The organism is Dyella sp. (assembly GCF_035277725.1).
GTDB lineage: Bacteria > Pseudomonadota > Gammaproteobacteria > Xanthomonadales > Rhodanobacteraceae > Dyella_B.
The window spans coordinates 1-3,190 of the sequence record NZ_DATEJY010000090.1; the positions used below are offsets into that span (position 1 = coordinate 1).

Here is a 3,190-nt window from a genome sequence, read left to right on the forward strand (position 1 = left end):
CGCCTCGATCTCGCGCTGGCCGGCCAGCTGCTTCTCGATCTCGATCTCGGCGGCGGACAGCCCTGCCCCCTCGCCGTCGTGCTGGCCCTTCAGCGCGCGGTATTCCAGCGCGCGCAGCTCGGCTTCCTTGCGGGTCTGCTCTTCCTTGTAGGCCTTCCAGCGCTCGGCGGCGCGGGCCTGGCGATTCAGGTGCTCAAGCTGCTTGTCCACCTCGTCGCGCACGTCCTTCACGCGGTCGAGGTTCTCGCGGGTGGACTTGATGCGGCTCTCGGTTTCCTTGCGGCGCTCCTTGTACTTGGAGATGCCGGCGGCTTCCTCCAGGTGCGTGCGCAGTTCCTCGGGGTGCGCCTCGATGATCTGCGAGATCATGCCTTGCTCGATGATCGAGTAGCTGCGCGGACCCAGGCCCGTGCCGAGGAACAGGTCGGTGATGTCGCGGCGGCGGCAGCGCGCGCCGTTGAGGAAATACGCGGACTGGCCGTCGCGCGTCACCTGGCGCTTCACCGAGATCTCGGCGTACTGGCCGTATTCGCCCTGGATGGTGCCGTCGGAGTTGTCGAAGATCAGCTCGACACTCGCCTGCCCCACCGGCTTGCGCGCGTTGGAGCCGGAAAAGATCACGTCCGTCAACGAGTCGCCGCGCAGGCGGCTGGCCGCGCTTTCGCCCATCACCCAGCGGATGGCGTCGATGATGTTGGACTTACCGCAACCATTGGGCCCCACCACACCGGTCATATTGGTGGGCAGGTGCAAGGTGGTCGGGTCGACGAAGGACTTGAATCCGGCAAGTTTGATCGTGGTTAGGCGCATGCAGATTCAGATGCTCAAGGTGTGATGGCCCGCTGAGGCGGGCGACGGGTCACTGTGCCAAACGTGGGACAGCGCCGCAATGCGTGGCGGATGATCAAGTGATCCGCGGTAAAGCCGTTGGCGCTTGGTCAACAGCTCGGTCAATCGGGCGATTTGGCATCGATCGACAACGCGTGGATACCGTGATCCATCAACTCGCCCAGCGCTGCGTATACCAGCCGGTGCCGCTTGATCGGCAACTGGCCGGCAAAGGCGGCGCTCACGACGCGCACGTAGTAGTGACCCTTCCCCTCATTGGCGTGGCCGACGTGCTTGTAGCCCTCATCCACCACGTCGAGTTCGACCGGCTGCAGCGCCATCGCCAGGCGCTGGCGGATTTCCTCGACCATCGCTGCCGTCATGCCGGCAATACCTTGCGGAACGGTTTGACGCTGACGCTGGCATAGACGCCCGCGTCCACATAGGGATCCGCCTTGGCCCATTGTTCCGCCTCGGCCAGCGAAGAGAATTCGGCCACGATCAGGCTGCCGGTGAAGCCGGCCGGGCCGGGTTGTTCCGTGTCGATGGCGGGGAACGGGCCGGCCAGCAGCAAGCGGCCTTCCGCCTGCAGTTGCTCCAGCCGCGCCAGATGGGCCGGGCGCGCGGCCGTGCGGCGTTCCAGCGACTTGGGATGGTCCGTACCGGTGATGGCGTACCACATGTAGCAGGTGCTCCTTCGCAGGGAATCGGCGAGTTTAGCCCACCGGCCGCGCTGGCCCCAGGGTGATGCGTGTCAGCTGCGATGCCTGACAGCGCTCGCTGCTCGCCTTTGCGCCGCCGAGCCATGCTTGTGCGGCCGGGAGCCCCATCCGGCAAAAGTTTCCCCTCTAGGCCATGAGTCATAGCCACGCGTCATTGACAGCTGCGAACATGGTGTTATAGTTCACCACAACACCGGTCCACGACAGCACTAAAGGAGAGCAGACATGAAAGCGCCCAACCCCATCGCCATCACTGCCGCGGTTCTGTTCACCACGGTCGGCCTGATCGCCATGAATCCCACCACCCCGAAACTGCCGGCCGCCCCCAGCGACGGCGCCAAGGTCTTCACCCTGCCCGGCATCGAAGTGCGCCCCACCGCCGAAGATCGGCGCGCCGCCTCGCTGCTGAGCGAAGCCAGCCTGACCATCGCCAACTCGCCGCTGGCCAACAGGACCGAAAGCGCGGCAAGCCTGCTCGGAGCCCAACTGGCCATGCCCTACTATTCGTTTGGCTCCACCAAGTTCGCCAGCATCAGCAAGGAATAAATTCATGGCCATCACCTGGAACGACAGCGTCCCGATCTATCGCCAGTTACGCGAACGCGTGGTGGCGATGATCCTGGACGGCGCCTTGAACGAGGGCGACCCGCTGCCGTCAGTACGCCAGGTGGCAGCGGATTTTCAGATCAATCCGCTCACGGTTTCCAAGGCGTATCAGGAACTGGTCGACGATCAACTCGTAGAGAAAAGGAGGGGGCTGGGCATGTTCGTCACCGATGGAGCGCGCGAGGCGCTGCTCAAATCAGAACGCGAGCGCTTTCTGCGCGAAGAATGGCCGACGCTGTACGCACGTTTGCAGCGCCTCGGGCTGGATTTGAAAACCCTGATGCGCGAAGCGCCGAAGGATGCGGAGAACCCGTCATGAATGCGGTCGTCACCGCCAATGGCTTGAGCAAGCGCTACAAGAACGCGCTGGCGCTGGATAACGTGAGCTTCCAGATTCCCGCCGGCCGCATCGTGGGGCTGATCGGCCCCAACGGCGCCGGCAAGACCACCGCCCTGAAGGCCATCCTGGGCCTGACCGATTTCCAGGGCCAGCTCAACGTGCTGGGTTTCGACCCACGCAGCCAGCGCGACAGGCTGATGGAAGAAGTGTGCTTCATCGCCGACGTGGCGGTGCTGCCGCGCTGGATTCGCGTACGCGAGGCGATTGATTTCGTCGCCAACGTCCATCCGCGCTTCAACCGCGCCAAATGTGAAGCTTTCCTGGCACGCACCAAGCTCACGCCCGATCAACGCGTCAAACAGATGTCCAAGGGCATGATCGTGCAACTGCATCTGGCCCTGGTGATGGCGATCGACGCCAAGCTGCTGGTGCTGGATGAGCCCACGCTCGGCCTGGACATTCTTTATCGCAAGCAGTTCTACCAGAACCTGCTGGAAGACTATTTCGACGAGAACAAGACGATCATCGTCACCACGCATCAGGTAGAAGAGATCGAACATATTCTCACCGACCTGATGTTCATCCGCGACGGCAGGATCGTGCTGAACACTGATATGGAAGCCATGGGGGAACGCTTTGCCGAAGTGATGGTAAGCGCGGACATGGCGGCCGCCGCGCGCCAGCTCAAACCGCT

Annotated in this window: 6 protein-coding genes; 3 read left to right on the forward strand and 3 right to left on the reverse strand. The window is 63.3% G+C overall.

The features are described 5' to 3' along the window. The 3 genes from VJR68_RS08435 to VJR68_RS08445 form a co-directional block, all read right to left on the reverse strand. Nucleotides 1–810 (reverse strand): chromosome segregation SMC family protein (locus tag VJR68_RS08435; protein WP_324147231.1); only part of this gene is annotated, 810 nt, incomplete at its 3' end. Nucleotides 811–950: 140 nt separating this feature from the next. Next, complete coding sequence (locus VJR68_RS08440) at nt 951–1,211, reverse strand: BolA family protein (RefSeq protein ID WP_324147232.1); 261 nt, start codon at nt 1,209–1,211, stop codon at nt 951–953. After that, entirely contained in the window at nt 1,208–1,510 is a 303-nt protein-coding gene (locus tag VJR68_RS08445; RefSeq protein ID WP_324147233.1) for a YciI family protein, read from the reverse strand. The genes VJR68_RS08440 and VJR68_RS08445 overlap by 4 nt, the downstream gene beginning before the upstream one ends. A 265-nt stretch (nt 1,511–1,775) precedes the next feature. Between VJR68_RS08445 and VJR68_RS08450 the strand changes: the two genes are divergently transcribed. From VJR68_RS08450 to VJR68_RS08460, 3 genes are all read left to right on the forward strand, one after another. Further along, nucleotides 1,776–2,096, forward strand: a complete 321-nt coding sequence (locus VJR68_RS08450; RefSeq protein ID WP_324147234.1) for a hypothetical protein — start codon at nt 1,776–1,778, stop codon at nt 2,094–2,096. A gap of 4 nt (nt 2,097–2,100) precedes the next feature. Beyond that, nucleotides 2,101–2,475, forward strand: a complete 375-nt coding sequence (locus tag VJR68_RS08455) for a GntR family transcriptional regulator (RefSeq protein ID WP_324147235.1) — start codon at nt 2,101–2,103, stop codon at nt 2,473–2,475. After that, nucleotides 2,472–3,190: ABC transporter ATP-binding protein (locus VJR68_RS08460; RefSeq protein ID WP_324147236.1), on the forward strand; the 719-nt coding region annotated here is incomplete at its 3' end. The genes VJR68_RS08455 and VJR68_RS08460, both read left to right, overlap by 4 nt.